This is a genomic window from Flavobacterium rhamnosi, assembly GCF_048286515.1.
Taxonomy (GTDB): domain Bacteria; phylum Bacteroidota; class Bacteroidia; order Flavobacteriales; family Flavobacteriaceae; genus Flavobacterium.
Genome location: NZ_JBLVPS010000009.1, coordinates 114,275 through 139,332 on the forward strand (window position 1 = coordinate 114,275; position 25,058 = coordinate 139,332).

Consider the following 25,058-nt stretch of genomic DNA (forward strand, 5'->3'; position numbering starts at 1 on the left):
GCTATTTTTAATTTGTAAGCAATTCAAATACCTGATTTGCAATTTCAAATTCTTCATTGGTCGGAATAACCAATATTTTAGTTTTCGAATCCGTTGTATTGATTTCTCGTATTTCCTTCGAACGTATTTCATTTTTGGATTCATTCAATTCAATTCCGAAGTAGTCCATATCGCTACAAACCAATTTTCTGATATGCGATGAGTTCTCTCCAATTCCTGCAGTAAAAACAATAGCATCTAAGCCATTTAAAACTGCTGTATAAGAGCCGATATATTTTTTTATTCGATACGCATTCATATCCAAAGCCAACTGACATTCAACATTTCCGTTCTCAGCATTCGCCTCAATATCTCTCAAATCGCTATAGCCGGTAAGTCCCAGCATTCCGCTTTGCTTTTGTAACATTGTATTTACTGCCTCCAGTGAATAACCTAATGAATTAACCAGATAAAAAATCACTGACTGATCCACATCTCCGCTTCTGGTCCCCATAATTAAGCCGTTCATAGGACCAAAACCCAATGTATGATCAATACTTTTTCCCTCTTTTACAGCGGTCATACTGCAGCCATTCCCTAAATGTATCGTAATGATTTTCGAACCTTTATTTTTAGAATTCTGTTTTAAATAGTGGATCGCTTTTTCTGAAACATATTTGTGACTCGTTCCATGAAAACCATATACACGTATTTTATTTTCAGTCAAAAGATAATTTGGCAAAGCATACTTGTGCGCCACAACAGGAATCGTTTGATGAAAAGCCGTATCAAAAACAGCAACTTGCTTTGCTAAATTGAAAATTTCTTCGGCAACATTTATTCCTTCCAAATTAGCAGGATTATGTAAAGGTGCTAAATCAAAAAGTTGTCTAATTTTCTCTTTTACGACACTGGTAATGATTACTGTATTGGAAAAGGAACTTCCACCATGCACTACACGATGTCCGACGGCTTCAATCTCATCGGTACTTTTAATAACTCCAACAGTCTCGTCCATCAGCAATTGAGCAATCTTTTTCAAACCAATTTTATGATTTGCTATAGGCAACGATTCCTCTAATTTAGTGTTATTGGTTGCGTAAGTTAGATTTGAAGTCTCCAATCCTATTCTGTCAATCATACCTGAACAAATGACTTCATTAGCTGGCATGTCGATTAATTGGTATTTTATAGACGAACTTCCTGAGTTTATAATTACTATTTTCATAATCCTTGTGCTTGAATCGCTGTAATAACGACTGTATTTATAATATCATCGACCGTGCAACCACGGCTTAAATCATTTACGGGTTTATTCAAACCTTGTAACATAGGCCCTATTGCCAATGCGCCAGTTTCTCTTTGAACTGCTTTATAGGTGTTGTTACCGGTGTTTAAATCCGGAAAAATTAGAACACTCGCCTGTCCCGCCACTTCTGAATTTGGCATTTTACTTTTCCCGACCTCCATATCTACAGCTGCATCGTATTGAATAGGGCCTTCAATTTTTAAGTCGGGCCGTTTTTTTCTTACTATTTCGGTTGCAGTTCTAACTTTATCCACTTCATCTCCTTTTCCAGAAGAGCCTGAGGAATAGGAAAGCATAGCGATTTTTGGTTCAATCCCAAAAGCCAAACTCGACTCAGCAGACGAAATCGCAATTTCAGCTAGTTGCTCGGCAGTCGGATTTGGATTGATGGCACAATCTCCAAATACGGAAACACGATCTTCTAAACACATGAAAAATATCGACGAAACAACCGATGAATTGGGTTTTGTTTTTATAAATTGTAACGCCGGTAAAATAGTATGCTGCGTTGTATGTGCCGCGCCGGAAACCATTCCATCTGCATGGCCTTTATAAACCATCATCGTTCCAAAATAAGAAACGTCTTCCATTAAATCTTTGGCCATTCCTATTGTGACATTCTTTCCTTTTCGCAACTCATAATATGTATTTACGTAGTCATCATAATACAATGATTCTATTGGATTAATGATATGTACTTTAGAAAAATCGAAAGCCAAGCCCAGTTCCGAAACTTTATTTTCTATTTGTTTTTTGTTTCCAATGATTGAAATATCAACCACGTCCATTGCTAATAATCGTGATGCCGCAATAATGATTCTTTCGTCATTTCCTTCCGGTAAAACAATATGTTTTCTATACTTTCTCGCTCTTTTTACTAAGTTGTATTGGAACATTTTTGGTGTCATTCCCTCCGCTTCAAAAGTAATTAGCTTTTGTGCCAAATTATCTAAGTCTACGTACTTTTCGAAAGTGTTTATGGAGGTTTCAATTTTTTGCTTATTGTTAGCGTATATTTTGGATTTAATGGAGCCAATTTTATTGGTAATGTAATACGTCCCCTCCTCGACAGCAAAAATAGGAACAATTGGAGAGAGTCCTTCTATCAATTTTAAAATACTAACTTCGGGTAATATATTTCCGGTAAGCAGTATTCCCGAAATTGTTGGATAATTCACCGATTCATTTGCTTGAAGCGCACCGAGAATAATATCAGCACGGTCTCCCGGGGTAATCACAAGGCTATTTTCTTTCAAATGCAACAAGTAATTACAAAGTTGCATGGCGCCCACACTGAAATTACCTGTCTGATTGTTTAAATAAGCGGAACCAAATAAAACTTTAGCATCTAATTTGTTTACAATTTCTTGAATAGTAGGGTTGTTTAAATTTAAAATTAAAGGAATTGAATTCACTAAAACACCTTCCGGTAAACTTTTTCTTAAACCAGTTGCAACCAATTCAATATTTTCTGGTTGGACTTTATTGGCAATGACTGCCAAAACCTCTACTTCTTTTACTTTGAATGAATCATATACGAGGTACAAACTATCGATTAGTTCTTCTAAAGTCTTACCTACTCCTGATCCCACAATAATAGTTGGAATCCCCAGATTTTTGGCAATCAAAACGTTCATATCTAATTCGATAACGGTCCCTTCTCCAGTAAAACTGGTCCCTTCAACTAAAACAAAATCGAAACGTTCTTCTAATTTCTTGTACTTTTCAATAATTAAATCAAGAACCTCCCCTATTTTTCCTTTATTCTTCTTTTTGATTAGCTTGCTTTTTGTAATAGCAAAAGCATCATCAAATGGAATATCCAATCCAAAATGTCCAATTACAGTTTCGATATGATTATCAAATCCTCCTTCTTCAAAATCTTCTATAATAGGCCTAAAATAACCGACTTTGGCCGTTTTGCCGATAAGCATACTCATCAGCCCCAAAGTTATAATCGATTTACCGCTATTCTGTTCGCTTGTTGCAATATATATGGCCTTATTCATTTTTTTATTTTTTAATTTAATTCCAAAATAAATTAGATAGTTCTATTTTTAATTACTAAAACCAACGACGTTTTTTAAAATAGATAATCATCCCAACTACTATTAAAAACATAGCGCCCACAACAGTATGATAACCATAGTGGCGTTTTAGCTCCGGCATATATTCAAAATTCATTCCATAAACTCCCACAATAAAAGTTAGCGGAATAAATATCGCTGACACAATAGTCAGCGTTTTCATAATCTCATTCATCTTATGGGTTTGTGCCGAGAAAAAGAAATTGGAAGCACTCTCCAGTGAGCCCATATCAGATTCTATTTGCTCTAAAAGCTCTAAGCACTTTTGATGCAATCGGGTAAAAAAACTAAAATTATCCGCTTCCATGGCATTAAACACATTGTCGTCTTTAATGCTTTTTATATCATACAAAGAATCCCGAAGTGGTATAATGGATCGTTTCAGAAAATTAAAATTATCCCTGTGTTTTTCAATTCTTTCCAGAATTAGAGGATCCGCACTTTCCTTGGTAAGATTGATCAATTCTTCCACCTTATCTTCCTCATTTTCTATGGTTATATAGAAATTTTCCATGATGGCATCCAAAAGGATGTACAATAAATAATCGGCTTTTTTTGTTCTTACAATTCCTGAATGTGTTCGAATACGTTCTCTAATATGAGTAAAAAAATCACTTCGCTTTTCCTGAAACGAAACAAGAATGCCATCTTTTATCAAAAAACTAATTTGCTCCACACTTATATTGTCGGAATTCCCTGCAGGCAGCAGCGATTTTATATTAAAGAATAAACTGTCCTGAGACTCTTCAAGCTTAGTTCTACGCGTAGTATTCAAAATATCGGCTAACATGAAATTATCTATTGTAAAATACGCACCAATAGACTTCAACCACTCCACATTATTTAAACCGTGCACATTAATCCAATTGGTCTTTTGTTTATCGATATATTTATCCAAATCGGAAACCTTAAAATCTTCATATTCTGTTAGCGACAAATCATCATATACGAAGAGCTGCATTTCAGACTCCTTACTTTTATGAATACCTGTATATTCCAAAGAATAAGGTTGCAATTTCCTTCCTTTCTTGTATTTAATTTTTCTCATTCCAACTGATTTATCTAGTAATATTACAAAAAACTTTTATCAATGAATGACTACTTTATGAATTTGGCATTCATAAAAATGAATATCTTACAAGATTTTTTTTAAAAAACAAAAATATGCAGAAATAATAATTTATTTTATGAGATTAATCATGTTTGGTAAAAAAAAACCGAGCTATCACTAACTCGGTTTCTTCTTTAAAATTATAATTTTTATTTACCATCAACATAATCCTGCAAATAACTGAATCTTGGTGTCAATTTTCCATTTTCAGTTATCTTGGCTCTTTGAAGAATACCATCTACATCTCCGTTAAAAAAAGCCGGTATAACGTGCTCCATAAACATTTCCCCAAAACCTTCACTTGCATCCTTTGGTAATTCACATGGTAAATTATCAACCGCCATTACAACTATTGCAGCAGGATGAAAGATATCTACTTCTTTATCTTCGCTAGGCAAATAACCGTACAAAGGTTCTGCAATTGTTGACGATCTCAACGTAGTGGCTATTGGACCATCCACATCACAAGAAATATCCGCAACGACCTTAATTTTGCAATCTCTCGACTGCAGCATTTCGCGCGTTAGGATAACGGGAGCTTCGTTAGCATAAAAATGTCCCGTAATATATACATCCGAAACTTTAGTAAATCGTTCAAAATCAGATACGTATTCATGTGGGTTAGTATAAAAATCCGTGAAATCCAGTACCTGTCCATCTTTGCGTTTATTATAATCCAAAACATCGATTTGAGTATAAACGGCTTGTGCATAGTTCTTTGTTAAATAATTTTCAACAGAAACTTCCTTTACTTTTATGGCATCAAGAACTTCCTTTGCCCCATTACCCACTTTCCCGCTTCCCGTGATCACAAATTTCAAAGGCGGCAGTATTAGCCTCTTTAAATGAGCAATAAGCGCCTCTTTACCTGAAAGTGTTTCTGCTTTTGGCAATTTGAACAATTCAAATTTTATTCCAAAAGCGCGAATGCTATTATAAGCACCTACAATTCCAGCATAGCGTCCAAAACCAATTAACCTGTGCTTATGAGAATCCACAATGGTTTCATGATCGTATAAATCAATATTTTTCTCGAGTATGGCTTGCAACAATTTTCTATTGTAAGGCTGTTTTTTAATGGTATGTGAAAAAAAGAAATATGCTTTATTAGGAATTAGATCTTCCACAGGAACTTCTTTAACACCAAATAAAACGTCACAATCACTAATGTCATTAGTAACTTCAATCCCTAGTTTCTTATATTCTTCATCTGTAAAAATTCGAATATCTGAACTTTCTACTTTTATAGAAACACCCTGATACAGTTGTTTTAATCTTGCTAATTCATTTGGTGAAAAAACAACCCTTCTGTCTGGTGGGTTTTTTCTTTCTTTTATTATTCCGAATTTCATTTCTGTTTTTTTATATTGATTTAATATAACTTATTTAACATTGTTTGTTACAAATATAACAATTTAAACTAAATTAGTTTTATTTTTTAAATAAATTCACAAGTTACAAGCCATTAAAAGCTGATGTCCAAAATGATACAAAACAGCATTTGTAAAACGTTGATAAAATAGTGTTAAGGTTTCGAAAAAAAGAAGAATCAACAGGGATTGATTCTATATATTTGTCTTTCTAGTACTATGAAAATGAAATTTATAAAAAAAGCAAATATACTACAAATACTCACCTTGATAATCGTTTTGAGTTCTTGTACTAAAGAGAAAAAGAAAACAGAATTAAGTGATGCCCAACTCCCCAAGAGTACATTGCCTAAAATGAAGCCTTTAAGAAATGATCTTCCTAAACTAACTGCTGAATATATCAATATTAAAAAAAGGGATATAGATGCTTTTTACAATAAAAATTGGCCTAATAACAGTGCAAACGGAAGTTTTTTAGTAGCAAAAAACGGCCAAATTATTTATGAAAAATATGAAGGCTACTCTAATTTTAGAAATAAAACATTAATTACAAAATCTACACCGCTACATATTGCATCGGTGAGTAAAGTAATTACCGCAACGGCTATTTTAAAATTGGTAAATGCTAAGAGAATTGATTTAAATCAAAAAGTAAATACCATTTTAAAAGAATTTCCTTATCCGGATGTTACTATCAAAACATTACTGAATCACAGAAGCGGGATGCGTAATTATGCCTATTTTACAGATCGAGACAAATCGATTTGGGACAGACACAATATACTGACCAATCAAGATATTCTAACTATCATGGCAACCAAAGACATTGGTTTAGAATTCAAAACCGATACACGTTTTAGTTATTGTAATACTAATTATGCCATGTTGGCATTAATAATAGAAAAAATAACAAAACTCCCTTACAAAGATGCCATGAAACAAATCATTTTTGAACCACTTGGGATGAAAAACACTTACGTATTTGATTATGAAAGAGATAAAGACTCAGCAGTTACTTCCTACAAGGGAAACAGAGTAGAGATAGGAAAGGATTATTTAGACGCGGTTTATGGTGATAAAAATATTTATTCCACACCACGAGATTTATTGAAGTTTGACAGAGCTCGAAATAGTTCTTCTTTTTTAACACCAAAACTACAAAGTCAAGTATATAAAGGATATAGTAATGAACGCAAAGGGACTAAAAATTATGGTCTTGGTATTCGAATGGTCAATTGGGATACAGGTCAAAATTTTTATTTTCATAACGGGTGGTGGCATGGCAATACGTCATCCTACATCACCTTAAGAAAAGAAGGTGTCACAATCATTGCACTGTCCAATAAATTTACCCGAAAAACATACGATGTCAAGAAATTAGCTCCATTATTTGGTGATTATCCATTCAGATTAAAAGACGAATAAAAAAAGGAATGATTTTTGTAATAGAGTTGAGAGTTTAGCAGTATTAATTCAAGTTTAAAATTGTACATTTGCAAACTTAAAATTCATAATTTGAATTTTGAAATAAAAAGGGGTCGACTGGTTTTGACAGCAAGTCGAATTGATAAGTAAGCACGTCGAGCCTTGAGACCTTGCTCGTAAATATAAGATCTTACACTTTTACACGGCGAAAATAACTACGCTTTAGCTGCATAATCCGAATTATAGTAAGATTAAGCCACGTTCCTATCAGATAGGAAAGCTGGATTCTCCTTGAAAGCCTTGGTTTGTGGCGGTCAATTTAGGGGAACCGTAAAAATAAACCTAGATTTCCATAAGCTTCGGGTGGATTTCGAAATTAAGAAGATAAGTATCGTGTGGCTGTTTCTGGCCTAGCACAATATCGAAAACCCAATCAGGAAATAAACGTGTAGAAAGCTTTTTAGTTGCTTGTTTGGACCCGAGTTCGATTCTCGGCGACTCCACTGGGACAGTTTAAAGCCAACTTTTCAAAGTTGTCAAAAACGCACAAAATGTCTCGAAACCCTTTAAAAGCCTGCAAATTTTTGAATTTGCAGGCTTTTTTATTTTTCCTGCAATCATCAAAATTTTTAAAAGTGCTCCAAATTTTTATGGCAAAATTGTGGCACTTTGCGACTAGAGCAAAAAGTGCCACGATTTTGCCATAAAAAAGCACTTAAACTACTGATTTATAACATGTAAAACAGATTAACGACTTGACTGGAGAACGTCATAATTCTATATTTATTAATTTAAAAAATTGAATTATGTTAGAAAACAGCTTTGGGCTTAGTTTCTTTTTGAAAACGCCCAAGAACAAATCAAGCATCAGATATATTTATCTGAGAGTAACAGTAGATGGTAAACCAAAAGAAACATCTACTAAAAGGACATGGGACATTCAGAGGTGGGATCCAAAAACAGAAAGAGCAACAGGAAATAAGGAAGACGCAAGATCGCTAAATCATTTTCTAGATGCTATGGCAAGTAGAATTAACCAGTTTAAAATGGATTTAATTTACAATTAAAAATCGATTTCTTCGCAACGTATTATTGATTTTGTCTTAGGAAGAATAACTTCCAAAGCAATGCTCCTTGAAGAATTTAAAAAACATAATGACGAAATGTTAGCATTGGTTCTTCATGATTATGCTTTAGCGACACACAAACGCTATGAGACGGCAAGATTTCATGCGAGAGAATTTGTAAAATACAAATACGCGACGGAGGATATTGAGTTCAGGGACTTAGATTATGATTTTATCATTAGCTATGAATTGTATCTAAAAACCGTACGAAATTGTGTAAATAACTTCGCCTTGAAATACATTTCCTGCATGAAAAAGGTCGTAAACAGGGCCCTCGACAAGAATATAATTGCGCAGGATCCATTCAGAGCTTTCAAACGTAAAATGACAAAAACCGTCAAAAGACCACTCACCGCGAGTGAATTACGCACGCTCGAACAGATCGATATTACAACCACAAGACTCCAAACAGTTCGGGATATCTTTGTCTTTCAGTGCTATACTGGTCTGGCTTATATTGACGCTTACCAACTTCGGAAAACAGATATAAAAATAGGCATAGATGGGACGCAATGGATAATGTCCGAAAGACAAAAGACAGGTTCTGTGACCAATGTTCCATTACTTCCCAAAGCCCTCGAAATAATCGAGAAGTACAAAGAACACCCACTCTGCCTTTCAAGAAATGCTGTCTTGCCCGTCGCATCTAATCAAAAAATGAATACATATCTTAAAGAAATAGCCGATCTATGTGGGTTTACTTGCGAATTGAACACACATAAAGCCCGACGTACTTTTGGTAGCACAGTCACTCTTAATAATGATGTGCCTATTTACGTAGTAAAAGAGATGCTGGGGCACCAGTCAATCCGCCAGACTGAGTCATATGCAATTACCACAGAGCAAACAATTGGCCGGGAAATGAACAACTTGCGTAGCAAGCTGGGTAAAGTCAACTCCACCATTCCTGAAGAAGCAATGTCTCTAATATCGAAACTGGAAAAAGAATTACAAAAACTAAAAGAACAATTTGGGATTAAATAAAACTAAAGAGACTGTCCGAAAATTACTTTTCGGACAGTTTTTTTTTGTTTATTACTTTGATTTTTCGTATTTTTAAGAACCAAAATCAGTGATTATGCAGCCAGTTTTTAAACCTCATTCGGTTCATCAGCAAGAACTTTTTCCATTGAATTTAAATGATTTGATCCCAGAGAATCATTCCGCTAGATTAATAGATAGCGTTGTTGACCAATTAGACATTTCAGATATAATATCGCAATATAAAGGAGGTGGAAGATCTAGTTATCATCCTAAAATGCTACTTAAAATATTGTTTTATGGATATCTAAACAATACTTATTCTTGCAGAAAAATCGCAAGGGCTGCTAATGAGAATATTTACTTTATGTGGCTCTCTGGTGGGTTACAACCTGATTTTAGAACCATCAATGACTTTAGAGGAAAAAAGCTAAAAGGAAATATTGATAAACTTTTCAGTCAATTGGTTACAATGATGGTTGATTTGGAGCTCATTAGTTTGGAGAAGCAATTTGTAGATGGCACGAAAATAGAAGCTAATGCACATAAATATAGCTTTGTTTGGAAAAAGGCAGTTGAAAAAAACAAAGATCGACTTCAAGGTAAAATAAATGCTGTCTTAGCAGATATAGGTAGTGCTATCGAATCAGATATGATACACACTGATAACCAAACCGACACCAAGATCGATAGTGAGAAATTGCAAGAAAAAATTCGCGAGATAAACCATAGTGCAAATCAGCAATCATAATTTCTTTCTCAACAAACTCCATTATTTTAAATAGTCCAATCATTTCATTATGATGAAAGTCTATTCGCTCGTTAATTGTGTTGTTGTTGTTGTTGTTGTTGTTGTTGTTTTCCATATAATTCTAATTAACCCCAGTTCATCCAAAAACCTCCAAACAAATATATGCGATGTAAACTACTGCAACTATTTTAAAAAAAAAACTAGCACCAGTCCCGTAAAAACGGGGCTTCATCGTTAGTTTTTCAGACACGACGAAGCCTTTCTATTTTCAGCTGGTCTTTACTTAACCAAAATCGCATCAAGATTTTTAAAGTTAAAATTCTGTAAACTTTCTAAAGTCTTATTTATTTTAAATACATCAATCTCAACTTCGTTATTCCAATTCAATGTCATATAGTTAGAATTAGTTTTTGAGAATAAATGGAACATTAATTTAAAATCTTTAATGTTTTTAAATTGTGGTATAAATTCATCATATGCGTAAAATTTCATTTTATAAATTCTATTATCATAATCTGTTTTTATAAAACCTACATATTGATTTTTTATAGTTTCTAATAATAGTAAAAAGTTATTTATTCCTTCCTGTAATCTATAAATTAAAAAATACAGAGTTACTAATCCTAATTCAGGATGTACACCAACCTTATCACCAATTATTTTGACAAGAATATCATCTAAATATTCGTCTGAAAAAGGAACTGAACTTATATATTCCGAGGTATATATATGTCTAAGAGTTAAATCTTCAAATCTTTTCAAAACTTCAAGATAATTACCTTTAACTCCATAAAATTCAATATTATAGCATCTATACCATTTGTCATAACTGTAGTTTTGATTAAAATCAAATCTTTTTGTTAACACTTGATATAATAGACATATTTTATTGTATTCCTCTTGATTCATTTTTATCGGTTTTATGTTTCGGTTTTTTGGATAACCTAGCTCACAACTTTCCCACGCTTTGCGTTTGGACTTTATAGCAGAGTATTTTCGGCTAAACGAAAATACGATTAAAAACGGTAATTCCACTAAATTTGCAAATGGATAGAGACGTGTTTTGGCGGTAGTTATAATTGAAGTTATTTTAGCCAACTTACTATTCCAGATATGAAATTGGACATCCAGAGGAAAAAGGCTACTTCTAAACGAGCCTCAGTAAAATTGAGTTCGAAAACATGTCTGTCAGCTTTCCTTTGCATCTGATTAATATAATTTAGAAAGTATTTGTACTTTTCTTCAGATTCAAAATCGACATGTGTAAGCGCCTCAATGTGCAGCATTAAATCAAAATAGCGATTTCTATTAACTGTATGATTTCTGTTGTACAGTTCCATTGACTTCTGGGCGAACGATTCAAGATCAGCGATCAAATTTAGTCAATTACTCATTATGTTTTTTTTGCAGGATTAAACTTTCAATATTTACAATAATATAATGTTTTGAATAAGAATCTGTTACCGACAGATCATCCAAACAATTACCGTCAACGTCAGTTCGTATAAATACCTTCAAACAAACTCAATTCTGTTAATAACAATGTAAATACATGAGATTAAACTTATTCTTCATTTTAGAACTATATCCAGTTCCGTTCAGCATAGGGTATCCAAACGAGCAAGCACATATTTTACCGGTTGATCTAAGATAGTATTTTTGTCCAAAATAATAATAAAATGGAAAGAAAAGAACATATGTTATCTCAAGTGGAATCTTGGAGACAAAGTGGCATTAGAGAACATGCATTTTGTGATAAAGCCGGAATCAAATTAAGTACTTTTAGCTATTGGGTCCGAATAAGTAAAAAACAATATGATTTAGCTGGTGGTTTTATCGAACTTACAAATCCCAGTGTCAATCTAGGGAATCAATATAAAATTGTACACCCAAACGAAGGTATCGTCCCAACAATTGCAGCAATTCATAGATTCTGATTGAAGTATTGAGGAAGAAGATTATGCAGTTCTGATGATTTGGTATCGTTAATATTATTTAGAACATGATGCAATCATTAGGATGGATTGATATTGTTTTTCTTAGTATTTGTGCCGCCGGCTGCTGCGGTTGATTTAAATGACACTTCCCAATGGTGGATATGGACACAAGATGCCAATTGGAAACACCCGCAGGGATCCACCAGCAGCATCACAGGGAAGGATAATTATCGCGTAGCGCATATTTCATGGGATGATGCTAATGCTTACGCAAAATGGACAGGTAAAAGATTGCCTACGGAAACCGAATGGGAATTTGCTGCCCGAGGTAGATCAGTAGACAAAAAAAAATGGGCCGATAATACTCCGGAAAAAGGACAACAAAAAGCAAATATCTGGCAAGGAAAATTTCCCTGCTTAAATACATCTATTGATAAATTTAAAGGAGCTGCTCCTGTAAAATCTTTTGCAGCTAACAAATTCGGCTTATATGATATGGCGGGTAATGTTTGGGAATGGTGCAGCGATTGGTATACACCGGAATATTACAAGGAACTAAGCAGTAATCTTTCAATCAATCTGCCAGGTCCGGAAAGAAGTTATGATCCAATGGAACCAATCGTTCCTAAAAAAGTGTGAGAGGTGGTTCTTATCTTTGTAATGCTTCTTATTGTAAAGGGTACCGCGTTACAGCACGCATGAAATCATCCCCTGATACGAGTTTAGAACATACCGGCTTCAGATGTGTGGCGGACGCCAAATAGTGAAACTTCATCTTTCACAACTTCGCATTTCTTATTCTCAATTGATTTAATTTGTCCTTTCGAATACTTCTGAGACTTAAAAAACATAATCGATAAATAATGGTCTGGATATTTGTTTGCTCTATACATATATTTCTTTACATTAGTACTTAATTTAGACCTCAAAATCTGCAGAATCCTGCAAATACATGTTTGTAAATTTTCGGTACAACAATTGATAAATAGTTCCCCCTACGTACCTATATTATTTTCGAGACGAAAAAAAGACATACAAAAAAACAAAACCCATTAGTAATCTAAACATTAAAGTTAAAACAAGACCTAAAGTAACCGAGCATGCAAAGAAAATTATAATCGAAGCACTAACCTAACCTAAACAATTATCAGTAACTTATAAATTAAGAACTAGACCTAAGTAAATGCGCTATATTGTAAGGTTTGTATATTGTACTCGTCAATCGAAAACAAATTTTACGTTCCATCAACTTAAATTAAAAAAGCTTATATCAATCATTGCACAACCTAGGCCTATTTCCATCACTTATGCTTTTATATCCAACACTTATTACTTTATTCTAAAAAAATAAAAAAAACAAGATTATTCTTAATTATTGTTCCTACCTTATTAATATACATTTTTTGATGTTTTTAAACACCTAAGACGCTCAAAATTAATACCCTAATTTTATTTATTTTTTTTATTAATTTAATATAAAGACAAATTTATTCAACATTTCAAACCTATGGAGCCTATTACTACAATAATCATAACCGAAGAAAATAGTACTCTGATCATTTTAAAAAAATTTGAAGAAGAAAATGGTATGATTATAAAAATAATTGGTGACGCATTTTCTATTATAGACGGAATAAATATAATAAAGCTAAAAAAACCGGAACTTGTTTTCTTAGATATTGCATTTACGAATGATACCTTTTTTGAAATGCTCGAACAATTAGAATTTAGTATACCAAAACTGGTATTCATCTCCGCACATGAAAATTATGCAGTAAAAGCATTTAAGTACAATGCAATTGATTTTATCTTAAAACCAATAGATTTTAATGCTATCATTCTCGCTATTTACAAAGTAATTAAAAGAACAGAAATGGAACGTTCTTATCAAAATCAAAATATTGAAAAAATCAAGTTCTTGAACGCTACCCATCAGTCTAATGGCTATGTGGCAATTTCTTCATTAGATAAAATCGAAATTATTCCTATGTCAGAAATTATATACTGTCAAGCAGATGGAAAATATACTAATTTTTTCCTCTTAAATGGAAAAAAAATAATGTCCAGTAGAAACTTAGGAGAATACAGTGCTATCCTAGACAACAATTATTTTTTTAGAATACATCATTCCTACATTGTTAATCTTCGACATATTGCTAAAATATCAAAAAAAGATGGTTATTTCTGTGAATTCACTAATGGAATTCTTTTGCCAGTGGCAAAAAGACGACAGGAGAATTTTAATAAATTTATAAAACTTAAAGAGTAATGGATTCAGTACAAAGTGAGCTACTTAGGCTTTTTAAGTTATTTCGAAAAAACTATTTTAAATATTAATGGCAACTATGAAAACTAAAATATTAATTGTCGAAAACACCTTCACTACAATTAGCTCCATTCAAGACGAATTGAAAAAAGGCAATATCCGTTACGTTGTTGAAATAGTCCAGTCCGAAAAAAAATTTGAAAATTCACTCCTTAATTTCAAACCCGATATCATACTTTCCAATTACACTCTTCCATTCTTCGATGGACGTATTGCATTTGAAATAAAACAAAAACTGGCACCGCAAACACCATTTATTTTTATTTCTAAAACTATTGGTGAAGAAAATACTATCGAATTGATTAAAAACGGGGTTACTGATTTTGTGCTAAAAGAGAGGCTTTTCACTTTAACCAATAAAGTGAACCGTGCACTAAAAGAAGCTTCAATAAACAAATTGATTACTAAATTTAAGCAATCAGAAGAAAATTACTTGAAAGAATTAGGGCAAAATGAAGCCAAATTCCGATCCTTATTTGAAAACACTATCGATGCTGTCCTTCTTACTGTAACAGATGGTGAAATTTTAGCGGCCAATCCCGCCGCTTGCAACATTTTTAAAATGACTGAAAAGGAAATTATTGGAGCGGGAAGATCTGGCCTTATAGATGCTACAGATTCAGAACTAAAAATACTATTAGATGAACTTCAACTTACAGGCCGGACAGCAGGAAAGCTTCCATTTGTTCGTAAAGACGGCAGTAGGTTTCCCGGAAAATTTACTTTGGCAATATTTAAAAATGCCTCTGGAGAAGAACGAACCTCCATGATTATTCGGGATGTATCTGAACGAAAAAAGGCTGAGCAAGCTTTGAAAGCCAGTGAAGCTTTCAGTACAGGAATCCTTGATTCATTAACTTCTCACATCGTTGTGATAAATTCAGAAGGAACCATTCTTAAAGTAAATAAGGCCTGGGACACATTTGCACAAAATAATCATGGAACGTCTGGAAAAAAATATGGTGAAGGAGCAAACTATTTTGATGCATGCAAAAGTCAAAACAATAGTGCAGATGACCATGCTTCTAAAGCATTGAAAGGAATAAAAGATGTTCTTAATGGAACTATAAATGGATTTCATTTAGAATACCCTTGTCATTCTCCTACACATGAAAGATGGTTTATCATGAGGGTAAATAAATTTGGAAGCTCCGAAAACATGGTGTTGATTGAACATCATGATATATCTGAGCGTAAAATAGCAGAACAAAAACTTTCCGCAACAACTAAAGCGCTACAGAAGTCCTTAAATGATAATAATAAAATATTAAATTCCTCTTTAGATATAATTTGTTCATTTGATGAAGAAGGGAGATTTGTTAACGTAAGCGCAGCATCAGAACGTATTTGGGGACACAAACCTAACGAATTAATTGGCAAGAAATACATGGATTTTATTTTCCATGAAGATGCTAGGAATAGTATCGATGTGGATCTTGCAATCAGAAATGGTGTGCCGGTAACCATGTACGAAAATAGGTATATACATAAAAACGGTAGCTTGGTGCCTTTACTTTGGTCCGCAAGATATGATGATCCGGACAAATTGATGTATTGCGTCGCTAAAGATGCAACCGAAAAAAAAAGTTTTGAAAAAGCTTTCGAGATTGAAAAACAACGGTTTTATGATTTGTACTCACAGGCTCCCTCCTGCATGGGAATTTTAAAAGGACCAGCGCACACCTATGAATTAACCAATCAGCTTTATTTACAGTTAATTGGCAAAAAGGATATCATTGGCAAGACCGTAAAAGAAGTATTGCCGGAACTGGAAGCACAGGGAATTTTTGAATTTCTAGATATTGTTTATAAGACTGGGGAAACTTTTTCAGCGAATGAAATGCTTGTAAAATTTGATTTGCATGGAAACGGGATACTGGTTGACACCTATCTGAATTTCATGTACCAGGCACATAGAAACATGGATGGCAATATTGATGGGATCTTTTTCTTTGCAAATAATGTAACAGAACAAGTTTTATCACGCAAAAAAATCGAAGAAAGCGAAAAACGATATTGGGAGCTCATACAGAATTTACCGGTGGCTACCTACTACTGTGACGCTGAAGGACGTATAATGATATACAATAAAGCTGCTACTGTATTATGGGGCAGAGAGCCTGAAATTGAAAAGAATCTTTGGTGTGGTTCTTGGAATCTTTATGACAAAAATAATAATTCGATCCCTCTTGAATTATGCCCAATGGCTATAGTACTAAAAGGAGGCAGGGAGATAGTCCGCGACGAAATAATAATCGAACGTCCTAATGGGGATAAACGAAATGTAGTGCCTTATCCCGTACCTTTTATTGATGCCGCCGGCCGCATAACAGGAGCTGTCAATGTGCTGACTGATATCACAGAAAATAAAACGGCACAGCAGGCGCTGAAGATAAGTGAGAAAAAATATCGATATCTCTTTGAAAACAATCCAATACCAATGTGGATTATTGATGTAATTACTTTAAAATTCCTAGATGTAAATCAAATGGCCATCCTCCAATATGGATATACCTTTGAAGAATTTCTTTCGATGACTGCGCTCGACATAAGACCGGAGGCGGATAAAGAACGTTTTATACAATCCCTTGATGCCTCAGAAATTAACTCCACAAATTATAATAGAGGAATATGGAATCATAGGAAGAAAGATGGAACTATTATTCCGGTTGAAATTATTGCACATGAAATCATTTATGGAGGATCTATGGCACGATTTATTCTTTCCAATGATATCACTGATCGACAAAAAATAGAACTGAATCTCGAACAGCAAAATAAAAAACTTGTTAAAATCAATGCAGAATTGGATCGTTTTGCATACAGTGTCTCGCATGATTTGCGCTCTCCCCTTACTTCCGTTCTCGGACTACTTTCTTTTATTGAGGAAGAAAGCCAGGAAGCGGACACTCTTGAACATGCGGAGATGATACGTACCAGTATCAACCGTTTGGATGAATTTATTAAAAACATTCTCAACTACGCTCGAAATAACCGCATCAGGTTGGAAGTGAAAAAAATTCCAATTCAGCAAACTGCAATTGCCATTGTGGATTCCCTTCGCAGTATGAAAGAGGCAAAAGGAATTATTTTTGAAATTGACATCAAGGAAAAGAAGTCTTTTTATTCCGATAGTCTCCGCGTTAATACCATAATGGAAAATCTCATTTCCAATGCCATAAAATACCATAAAAAAAGTGGATCAGGTAGATTTATAAAAATAACAGGGCAGTCAGACCACGAAAAGTTGCAGCTCAGCATAGCCGATAACGGTACCGGGATCGCAGCGGTATATCATACAAAAATATTTGACATGTTTTTTCGTCTCTCGGGAAAAACGAATGGTTCAGGTATCGGGTTATATATTGTTAAAGAAACCGTTGAAAAGCTTAAAGGTTCCATACAGGTCGAATCTGAAGTAGGTACTGGAACTACCTTTATAATTACACTAAAAAGATTAAAACCATGGAAATAGACTTACAACCAAAATTTGAAACAGTAATGATAATTGATGACAATACCATTGACCTTTATATCACATCACGCATGATTACAACAAAAAAATTTGGAAAAAAAGTGTTGCAGTACTCGTCTGCACAAGAAGCACTACAATATTTACAGCAGAACCAAGACAATACTTCAGTGTTGCCGCAGATAATTTTTGTAGACATATACATGCCCGTGATGTCGGGTTTTGAATTCTTGGACGCCTATGATAAACTTTCACCAACTCTAAAAATTAATTGCAGGACATACATAGTTTCCTCAACCATTGATAGTGAAGATATTGCTCGTGCCAACAGAAATAAAAACGTAGTTTGTTTTCAGGTTAAACCTATTACGAAACAATTTCTTGACCTTATAAACCCGAGATAAATATATATTTATTTATAGTTAAAGAGTAGAGGGTGATTTTGAAGCCAAATTTAAAACAAGTACACAAATAGTATTGCGAAAAACTACATTAAAATAAAATGATACCAATGGTAACCAAAATATTAATAGTCGAACACGATATTAATGACATTAAGTCTATTCAACACGAATTGAAGAGAAACCATCTCAACTGTTTAACAACATTTGCACAATCAGAAAATGAGTATGAAACAGCGCTACATAATTTCAAACCTGACCTTATACTTTGCAATTATAGTTTGCCATGCTTTGACGCTTTGACTGTTTTTAAATTAAAACAAAAACTGGCACCACAAGCACCATTTATTTTTGTTACAAAAATCATTGACATTGATGCTATCATAGCATTTATTAAAATTGGAGTTAGCGATTTTATCCAAAAAGACAAACTCAGCACCCTAGGTTCTAAAATAAACCGAGCATTACAAGAGTATACATTAAATAAATTAAATGCCCCACTTAATCAGTTTGAAGAAGTAAAGGATACGCCGTTTACAATAAACAACGAACAAATTCCTGCTACTAAACCCGCCTATTTTAAATTTCCTCAGACAACACCTCAAAACACTGTTCTTTCGGAATTGCCTGTTATTGTTGACAATACAGCTCCACAAGCAGAAAAATTTTTAGAAGAACATAAACCTAACTGCTGCCCTAAAGAAGAAATGGCACCGGCTCGTAAAGAAGACACCTTGCTTTCCGATGAACAAAATTCGTCAGTGTTTAAAGATCCCAATGCAAAAGAAAAAAATTTCAGTATTGTACCTACAGCAAAAGAACGCAAACTTACCAAAGTGATTTTTATAGAAAATGAAGCCTTTAGTACTAGTATTCTTGATTCACTAAGTTCTCCTATTGTTGTGATAAATGCAACAGGAACCATTCTTAAAGTGAACAAACCTTGGAAAACATTTGCCCTGGATAATGGGGGCATTACTTTAGAAGAATATAGTGAGGGTGCAAACTACTTTGATCTACGCAATAGTCAAAGGGATAGCGGAGATGACTCTTCATCAAAAGCTTTGAAGGGTATAAAAGACGTTCTTAATGGCATCGTAAATGGATTTTATTTAGAATATCCTTGTCATTCTCTTGTACAAGAAAGATGGTTTAACATGACGGTAAATAAATTGGAAAGCTCCGAAACGATGGTACTGATTGAACATCATGATATATCAAAACGCAAAATGGCGGAACAAAAACTTTCCACAACAACTAATACCTTACAAAAGGCATTAAATGATAATAATAAAATACTAGACTCCCCTTTAGATATAATTTGTTCATTTGATGAAAAAGGAAGATTTGTTCAACTAAATACTGCATCGGAATTCATTTGGGGGTACAAACCCCTCGAATTAATAGGTAAAAGATATATAGATTTGGTTTATCCTGAAGACGCTGAAACCACAATAAATACAATTAGCGATAGGAGAAGCGGTGAACTCGCAATTATGTTTGAAAATCGATGTATCCATAAAAACGGAACTACAGTCTCGATGCTTTGGTCCGCAATATGGGATAACGATTACAAATTGAGCTATTGCATTGCCAAAAATGTAACTGAAAAAAAAAGCTTAGAGAAAGCTTTTGAAATTGAGAAAAAGCGTTTCATCGATTTATGTTTACAGGCGCCTATCAGTATGGGAATATTGAAGGGACCGAAACATATTTATGAAATGGTAAACCCACATTATTTAAAGTTAATCGGTAAAAAAAACATCATTGGCAAGACCGTAAAAGAAGTATTGCCGGAACTCGAAGCACAGGGATTTTTTGATCTTTTGGATAGGGTATATCAAACAGGTGAGACTTTTTCAGCGAATGAAATGCTTGTAAAATATGACCATCATGGAGCCGGAAAATTAGTGGATACCTATTTGAATTTTATCTATCAGGCACATCGAAATGTTGACGGTACTATCGATGGAATTGTTCTCTTTGCTAACGATGTAACAGAACAAGTAATCTCCCGAAAAAAAATAGAAGAAAGTGAAAAGCGGTATCGCGAACTCATACAGAACTTACCCGTGGCGACCTACTCCTGCGATGCTAAAGGACGCATAATGATATACAATAAAGCTGCTGCTGCTTTATGGGGCAGAGAACCTGAAATTGAAAAAGATACATGGTGTGGCTCATCAACTGTTTATAATAGGGATGGCAAGCCACTTACTTTTGATTTGCATCCAATGGCGATAGCCCTAAAGGAAAGGAAATCGTTAGTCGGGCAAGAAATAATCATCGGATGTTCCAACGGCGATAAGCGAAATGTATTAACCTACTCAGTACCATTTGTTGATATTCAAAATAAGGTAACAGGAACGGTTTATATGTTGGCTGACATCACTGAAAGTAAGATGGCACAGCTCACCATAAGGGAAAGCGAAAAAAAATACCGGCAGATTGTTGAAACTGCTCAGGAAGGAATATGGATGATTGATGAAAATCACAAAACTACCTTTGTGAATACAAAAATGTGCGAGATACTCGAATATACCCTGGAAGAAGTAATGCAAAATGAGATTTTTTATTTTATGAACGAGAAGGGGACAGATATTGCCCTCGAGTTAATGAAAAAGAATAAAGCAGATTATTCCGGTCATTTGAACTTCAAATTTATATCTAAAACGGGAAAGGAAATTTGGACACATATTTCTGCAAACTCTATTTTTAATTCAGACGGAATCTATAAAGGTGCTTTGGCTATGGTTACTGATATTACCGAAAGAAAAAAAGCAGAACGCCATTTAGAAAAACAAAATAAAGAGCTCGTTAAAATCAATGCAGAACTTGACCGCTTTGTATATAGCGTCTCTCATGATTTGCGCTCCCCGCTTACGTCCATCCTCGGCCTACTTTCTTTTATCGAAAATGAAAGCAGGGAGACCGATACTTTACAACATGCAGAGATGATACGCATCAGCATCAACCGTCTGGATGAATTCATCAAAAACATTCTGAGCTACTCTCGGAACAGTAGGCTTATAATGAAAGTAGAAAAAATTTTAATTCGGGAATCAATATCCGCCGTGGTAGATTCGCTTCGAAATATTAAAATGGCAACAGGAATTCATTTTGAAATTGACATTAATGAACAACACCCGTTCCATTCCGACAGCCTGCGTTTTAATACCATACTTGAAAATCTTATTTCCAATGCCATAAAACACCACAATAAAAACAAATCGGGCAGATTTATAAAAATAACCGGATATACCGATAATGAAAAGCTTAGACTGAGTATATCCGATAATGGTCTCGGGATTGCGCCAACGTATCATAAAAAAATATTTGATATGTTTTTTCGTCTCTCCGGAGAAACAGATGGTTCCGGCATCGGGTTATATATCGTAAAGGATATCGTCGAGAAACTGGGGGGGGCTGCTCACGTCGAGTCTGAGTTAGGAACCGGAAGTACTTTTATAATAACACTACAAAATTTAAAACCATGATAGCAGACTTACAACCAAAATTTGAAACGGTAATGATTATTGATGACGTTACCATTGACCTTTATATCACATCGCGTATAATTACTAAAAACCATTTTGGAAAGAAAGTAGTAGAGTATTCGGCTGCAGATAAAGCCCTACAATATTTACAGGAAAATCAAAACAATATTTCGGCACTGCCGCAGATAATTTTTATAGACCTATACATGCCTTTGTTTTCAGGCTTTGATTTTTTGGAGGCGTATGATAAACTCCCCCCTGCTTTAAAAAATCATTGCAGACTGTATATTCTTTCCTCCACGATTAATGGTGCTGACATCGCCAGCGTACGCAACAACAAAAATGTAGTTTCCTTTCAACTAAAACCCATTACCAAAGAATTCCTTGACCGGATTATTGCAGCGTGAGTCACTTTTTTACGAATTAAAATCTAAAAATTTAAGAATCTATTTTTATCTTACGTTTTTAGATTTTTTTTCAATTTAACATAATATAATTGTTACTATTTCTCCTTGCCGAAGGACTTTAAATAACGCTAATTGCCTATTAAAAATCAATTAGTACTTCTTATTTTATATTAAAAAAAACATTTTTTTTATTTCCCCTGTGTTAAATATTTATTAGTCAATGTAAAAGAGCCGCCTGCACAAAGTCTTTATAGATGCCTTTTTTCTTCTCAGAAAAAACATTAGGGTTTAATAAAAATTCAACTTTAATACATAAATGAAACAAAACAGGGGTGTTTTTGAGAATGAAAAATATAATTTATTCATTTCTTGAAATCACTAATAATTACAAATACAATTTATTTTTTTTTTACATTTTAATCACTAAATATAAAATTAACACATTTAATTGGATAAAAAAATAGCAATTTAACATTTTAGCCTTCTTTGTCATTTTTCTTTGTATTATTACAAATAACAGTTGTCACCACTGCAGCCCAGTTATCACTTCTCGCTTTGTATTTAAGATATAATCCTTTCTATTTGCATAGTAATTCATTTTAACCCCAAATCTTTTTTACATGAAAAACCTTTCCACAATTATTGCAATCATTACCTTATCGATTGCCTTTTCAACAACTGCAACAGCACAAGTATCAGCTTCAGCGCCTACTTCTGCAACTATTGTTACTCCAATTTCCATTTTGAAAAACACAAACATGAGTTTTGGAAACGTAGCCGTTTCGTCTACTGCCGGTACGGTAGTTTTAGCACCTGCTAGTACTCGTACTAAAACAGGAGGAGTAACATTGCCGGTAACAACTGGTACTGTGACTGCAGCTCAATTTACGGTAAGCGGTCAGGCTGGTTACACTTATGCGATTACGTTACCTACTACGCTTACAATTACTAAAGCTACAACTCTCGAAACCATGACTGTTGATACTTTCACCAGCACGCCTACTCCAACCGGTACTTTAACAGCTGGTTCAGAGGTTGTCCTTGTAGGTGCAACCTTAAACGTTAGCTCCTTACAAGTTGCTGGTTTATACGAGAATGCAACAGGTTTTGCAGTGACTGTAAATTATAACTAGTAGTACTAAAAGGGTGTTACCAGTTTTGGCAGCACCCTTTTTTTATTAATGTATACTGTCCCTGTCCATAAAAACAAACCCCAAAACGGAATGAATGCAACAAGGACCCCCATGAAAGAGAAAATTTTACTGCTGTTACTCTATTTTTTACCCTTTACCGGTTCCTTAACGGCGCAAGTTCCAATATCCATTTTGAGAAACACAGATATGAATTTCGGCACTATAGCGGTTTCATCCGGTGCCGGCACAGTCCTTTTGTCTGCTTCAGGATCAAGAACTCCTTCCGGTGGCGTAATGTTACCAGCTCTTACCGGAACTGTTACTGCAGCCCAATTTACAGTATCTGGCCAAGCTGATTACACCTATGCAATTACGTTACCCGCTACAAATTTCATCCTTTATGAATCCGGAGCAGGTCCTGCAACCATGGTTGTTAATGCTTTTACCAGTACACCTTCTGGAATAAGTACTTTACTAGGTGGTACCGCGACTGTTCTTGTTGGCGCAACGCTACATGTTGGAGCCTCACAAGCTGCGGGTTCATATACTAATGCCGCAGGTTTTGAAGTGACTGTAAATTATAACTAGTACCACAAGAAGTGTAGTGCTGTTTACAGACCTATTTTTTACTCGTTTAAACCGTTGCCGCAACACTAAAATTAAAAGTTATAATTCTGAATGAAACCAAGGACTCCCATGAAAGAGAAAATTTTACTACTGCTACTATTGTTTTTATTCTATACCGTTTCCTTAACGGCGCAAGGGGACCTGATGATTTTTCCAAAACGCATCGTCTTTGACGGCATCCAAAACAGGTCACAGAATATAAACCTGTCCAATGTCGGGAAAGATACCGCCACCTACAAACTGTCGTACAACCAGATTAAAATGGATGAGGACGGCAAATTTATTTCCATTGAAGAGCCTGAACCTGACCAACGCTTTGCGTCTTCTTATTTGCGCTTTTACCCTCGCATGATTACTCTTGCTCCCAATGAATCGCAAACAGTAAAAATACAACTGATCAAAACCAACGAACTACAACAAGGGGAATACCGTTCTCATCTTTATTTCCGTGCCGTGCCTAAAAACAAGGTTTTAGAGAAAGAGTATCCCATTCAGAAGCCGGAAGGCTTAAGCATCAGCATAACACCGGTTTTTGGAATTTCAATTGCCAATATCATTACCATTGGAGAATCCACTACAGTCGTGACACTTTCGAATTTGGCAGTCCAACAATCCGATGAGGAAATTACACTTTCGCTAGATTTTAATCGAAGCGGTAATATGTCCTGCTATGGAGATATCCAAGTTAATCATATTTCTGCTACAGGAATTACCACCAGTGCAGCCACTGTAAAAGGTTTTGCTGTGTATGCTCCGGGAAATTTACGCAGCACCAAAATAAAACTCAATAGCCCCCAAAATATGAGCAAAGGTCAGCTTCAGGTCATTTATTCCGCACAAGACAAAGGCCTAAAATATGCTGAAGCCGCCCTACGTTTATAAATCCTAAAATACATAACCCATGTATTCCTTAAAGGTACGTTTATTTATTTTACTGTCCACGATAGCTTTTATTGGAATAGATTCATTAATTGCCGCTGCTTGTCTTAAGGAAGACCGCGTGCGCCATGTTAGAATAGATAATGGGTAAGTGTATCCCAAAAAAAAATATTTCACTTCACAAGTGGACTTCCATTTTCGGATTGTTTAAATACAAGTCCCGCACCCTTTTATGTCTA

General features: G+C 34.5%; 20 protein-coding genes and 1 other RNA gene. 16 read left to right on the forward strand and 5 right to left on the reverse strand.

All coding sequences use genetic code 11. From position 1 onward, the window contains the following. Nucleotides 1-7 precede the first annotated feature (7 nt). From ACNQGN_RS09495 to ACNQGN_RS09510, 4 genes are all read right to left on the reverse strand, one after another. A complete protein-coding gene (locus ACNQGN_RS09495; protein ID WP_417987585.1) occupies nt 8-1,207 on the reverse strand; it encodes an acetate/propionate family kinase in 1,200 nt (399 codons plus the stop codon). Then, nucleotides 1,204-3,297, reverse strand: a complete 2,094-nt coding sequence (pta, locus tag ACNQGN_RS09500; protein WP_417987586.1) for a phosphate acetyltransferase — start codon at nt 3,295-3,297, stop codon at nt 1,204-1,206. Before pta ends, ACNQGN_RS09495 begins: the two co-directional genes overlap by 4 nt. Nucleotides 3,298-3,352: 55 nt before the next feature. Continuing rightward, nucleotides 3,353-4,423, reverse strand: a complete 1,071-nt coding sequence (corA, locus tag ACNQGN_RS09505) for a magnesium/cobalt transporter CorA (protein WP_417987587.1) — start codon at nt 4,421-4,423, stop codon at nt 3,353-3,355. 212 nt (nt 4,424-4,635) lie between these two features. Then, a complete protein-coding gene (locus ACNQGN_RS09510) occupies nt 4,636-5,838 on the reverse strand; it encodes an NAD(P)-dependent oxidoreductase (protein WP_417987588.1) in 1,203 nt (400 codons plus the stop codon). 237 nt (nt 5,839-6,075) lie between these two features. Between ACNQGN_RS09510 and ACNQGN_RS09515 the strand changes: the two genes are divergently transcribed. The 5 genes from ACNQGN_RS09515 to ACNQGN_RS09535 all read left to right on the forward strand — a co-directional run bounded on the left by ACNQGN_RS09515 (nt 6,076) and on the right by ACNQGN_RS09535 (nt 10,140). Then, nucleotides 6,076-7,281, forward strand: coding sequence for a serine hydrolase domain-containing protein (locus tag ACNQGN_RS09515; protein ID WP_417987589.1), 1,206 nt, complete (start codon nt 6,076-6,078; stop codon nt 7,279-7,281). A 109-nt stretch (nt 7,282-7,390) separates the two neighbouring features. Next, nucleotides 7,391-7,787: a transfer-messenger RNA gene (ssrA, locus tag ACNQGN_RS09520) on the forward strand. A 300-nt stretch (nt 7,788-8,087) separates the two neighbouring features. Then, the gene (locus ACNQGN_RS09525) at nt 8,088-8,348 is read left to right on the forward strand and encodes an Arm DNA-binding domain-containing protein (protein WP_417987590.1); all 261 of its coding nucleotides are present in this window, start codon (nt 8,088-8,090) and stop codon (nt 8,346-8,348) included. A gap of 60 nt (nt 8,349-8,408) precedes the next feature. Further along, complete coding sequence (locus ACNQGN_RS09530) at nt 8,409-9,392, forward strand: site-specific integrase (RefSeq protein ID WP_417987591.1); 984 nt, start codon at nt 8,409-8,411, stop codon at nt 9,390-9,392. A gap of 94 nt (nt 9,393-9,486) precedes the next feature. Next, entirely contained in the window at nt 9,487-10,140 is a 654-nt protein-coding gene (locus tag ACNQGN_RS09535; protein WP_417987592.1) for a transposase, read from the forward strand. Nucleotides 10,141-10,419: 279 nt separating this feature from the next. Here the strand turns inward: ACNQGN_RS09535 and ACNQGN_RS09540 are convergent, their stop codons facing one another. Further along, on the reverse strand, nt 10,420-11,238 hold the full coding sequence (locus ACNQGN_RS09540) for a hypothetical protein (protein WP_417987593.1): 819 nt from the start codon (nt 11,236-11,238) through the stop codon (nt 10,420-10,422). A gap of 581 nt (nt 11,239-11,819) precedes the next feature. On the opposite strand from ACNQGN_RS09540, the gene tnpA reads away from it, so the two are divergent. From tnpA to ACNQGN_RS09595, 11 genes are all read left to right on the forward strand, one after another. After that, on the forward strand, nt 11,820-12,077 hold the full coding sequence (gene tnpA / locus ACNQGN_RS09545; RefSeq protein ID WP_417987594.1) for an IS66 family insertion sequence element accessory protein TnpA: 258 nt from the start codon (nt 11,820-11,822) through the stop codon (nt 12,075-12,077). Nucleotides 12,078-12,170: 93 nt separating this feature from the next. Then, nucleotides 12,171-12,716 carry an SUMF1/EgtB/PvdO family nonheme iron enzyme gene (locus ACNQGN_RS09550; RefSeq protein ID WP_417987595.1) on the forward strand — a complete coding sequence of 182 codons (546 nt, stop codon included), beginning with the start codon at nt 12,171-12,173 and terminating at the stop codon, nt 12,714-12,716. Beyond that, a complete protein-coding gene (locus ACNQGN_RS09555) occupies nt 12,713-12,841 on the forward strand; it encodes an SUMF1/EgtB/PvdO family nonheme iron enzyme (protein ID WP_417987596.1) in 129 nt (42 codons plus the stop codon). The genes ACNQGN_RS09550 and ACNQGN_RS09555 overlap by 4 nt, the downstream gene beginning before the upstream one ends. Before the next feature lie 743 nt (nt 12,842-13,584). Next, nucleotides 13,585-14,346, forward strand: a complete 762-nt coding sequence (locus ACNQGN_RS09560; RefSeq protein ID WP_417987597.1) for a LytR/AlgR family response regulator transcription factor — start codon at nt 13,585-13,587, stop codon at nt 14,344-14,346. Between the two features lie 76 nt (nt 14,347-14,422). Continuing rightward, nucleotides 14,423-17,878 carry a PAS domain S-box protein gene (locus tag ACNQGN_RS09565; RefSeq protein WP_417987598.1) on the forward strand — a complete coding sequence of 1,152 codons (3,456 nt, stop codon included), beginning with the start codon at nt 14,423-14,425 and terminating at the stop codon, nt 17,876-17,878. Beyond that, complete coding sequence (locus ACNQGN_RS09570; RefSeq protein WP_417987599.1) at nt 17,869-18,279, forward strand: response regulator; 411 nt, start codon at nt 17,869-17,871, stop codon at nt 18,277-18,279. Before ACNQGN_RS09565 ends, ACNQGN_RS09570 begins: the two co-directional genes overlap by 10 nt. Nucleotides 18,280-18,377: 98 nt before the next feature. Then, nucleotides 18,378-21,773: a PAS domain S-box protein gene (locus tag ACNQGN_RS09575; RefSeq protein WP_417987600.1), complete on the forward strand. Its 3,396-nt coding sequence runs from the start codon at nt 18,378-18,380 to the stop codon at nt 21,771-21,773. After that, nucleotides 21,770-22,180, forward strand: coding sequence for a response regulator (locus ACNQGN_RS09580; RefSeq protein WP_417987601.1), 411 nt, complete (start codon nt 21,770-21,772; stop codon nt 22,178-22,180). The genes ACNQGN_RS09575 and ACNQGN_RS09580 overlap by 4 nt, the downstream gene beginning before the upstream one ends. A gap of 620 nt (nt 22,181-22,800) precedes the next feature. Beyond that, complete coding sequence (locus tag ACNQGN_RS09585; protein WP_417987602.1) at nt 22,801-23,313, forward strand: DUF4402 domain-containing protein; 513 nt, start codon at nt 22,801-22,803, stop codon at nt 23,311-23,313. 111 nt (nt 23,314-23,424) lie between these two features. Next, nucleotides 23,425-23,901 (forward strand): DUF4402 domain-containing protein, encoded by a 477-nt coding sequence (locus ACNQGN_RS09590; RefSeq protein WP_417987603.1) that lies wholly within the window; start codon nt 23,425-23,427, stop codon nt 23,899-23,901. Nucleotides 23,902-23,991: 90 nt separating this feature from the next. Then, entirely contained in the window at nt 23,992-24,822 is an 831-nt protein-coding gene (locus tag ACNQGN_RS09595) for a fimbrial biogenesis chaperone (protein ID WP_417987604.1), read from the forward strand. Nucleotides 24,823-25,058: the final 236 nt, after the last annotated feature.